The sequence below is a fragment of the Nocardia farcinica genome (assembly GCF_029867845.1).
Taxonomy (GTDB): Bacteria; Actinomycetota; Actinomycetes; order Mycobacteriales; family Mycobacteriaceae; genus Nocardia; species Nocardia farcinica_A.
In genome coordinates this window covers 1-1,446 of record NZ_JARWRU010001014.1, presented here as the reverse complement: position 1 = coordinate 1,446, position 1,446 = coordinate 1, and the positions used below count along the sequence as shown (strand labels likewise).

Sequence of the window (1,446 nt, the reverse complement as noted above, 5' to 3'; positions counted from 1 at the left end):
CATCAACAGTCCGGCGGGCACCGGTCGCGGGATCTCCGGCGGCGCCGTCAGCGCCACCACACCGCCGGGTGCGCGTGGCGGCGCGATCCTCGGACGTCGCACGAAACCTTCGGTTGCCATGTCCTACCGTCCTTCTCCGGGGAAGATGCCTTCCCCGGGGTCGACGTCGTCGTCACGGTCGCGGCGGAACGGGATGGACAGCGCCCATCCGATGCCCGCCGCGCCGAGCAGCGTGAGGGAGCCGATGGTCGCCACCCGGCGCGGCAGCGGATCGCGGTACGGCGGTGGCGCGGGCGCGGCGATCGCCCGTCCGGCGTCCGCGCCGGCGCTGACCGGCTGATCCGGCAGGTGCGCGGTCAGCGCGGCCAGCGGATCGATGAGCCCGTGCCCGATGCGGTCGTCACGGCCGGCGCCCGGCCCGTGCGCGGTGCGGGTGATCCGGTCCATCACCTGCTGGGCCCGCAGGTGCGGGAAGCGGGCGCGCACCAGCGCGGCGAGGCCGGAGACGTAGGCCGTGGAGAAGCTGGTCCCGTCGACCGAGGCGGTGCCCTCCCCCGTCTGCACCGTGTTCACCAGTCCAGCGCCGCCCGGCTTGCTGTCCAGGGAGACGATCTCGCGACCGGGAGCGGCGACGGCGACCCAGGGGCCCGCGATGGAGAACGGCGAGGCGCTGCCGTCGGCCTCCACCGAGGCCACCGTGAGCACGTAGGGGCTGAACCGGGCCGGGGTCACGGTGGTGCTCACCGAGTCCCAGCCGGAGCCCGCGTTCTGGCTCTCGCAGGCGCCACCCTGTTGGATGTTGCCCGCCGCCGCCACCACGACGACATCGCGGTCGTAGGCGTACTTCACCGCCGCGCCGAGTGCGGCGTCGGCCGGGTCACCGCCGACGGGCGTGCACGCCACCTCGGAGATGTTGACCACGGACGCGCCCATGTCCACGGCGCGGACCACCGCGGCGGCCAGGGTGAGCACGGTGCCGTAGCCAGCGGGCGCGATCCGGCCTGGGGTCTGGTCGGCGGCGCGGTCCTTGGCCTCGTAGGCCAGGCTGAGCTGGCGGATGGCCAGGATCTCCGCGTCCGGCGCCACCCCGGCGAACGCGTCGCCGGGATCGGGGCGCGCGGCGATCAAGCCCGCCACCAGCGTCCCGTGCCCGTCACAGTCCACGGTGCCGTCGCTGTCGGAGACGAAATCACCACCGGGCTGGAGCAAGGGCAGCCGAGGGTGCCGGTTGACCCCGGTGTCGATGACCGCCACCTTCTGACCCGCGCCGGTGCTGAATCGCCAGGCCGAGGGCAGGTCGAGCACCCGCTGCGCGGCAGGCGGCTCCTGCGGGGGCGGCCCGGACATGATCGGCTCGGCGCACAGATGCCGCTGCTCGGTCGGCTCCGGCGGACCGCCGCGCGCGTTCACCGCCACGGCCGCGCCGAGTGCGCTCTCGTCCACGAT

General features: G+C 74.6%; 1 protein-coding gene. It reads right to left on the bottom strand.

Annotated elements, in window-relative coordinates:
* Positions 1 to 123: 123 nt before the first annotated feature.
* A partial coding sequence (mycP, locus tag QH283_RS22480) for a type VII secretion-associated serine protease mycosin (protein ID WP_280504945.1) occupies positions 124 to 1,446 on the bottom strand: 1,323 nt, incomplete at its 5' end.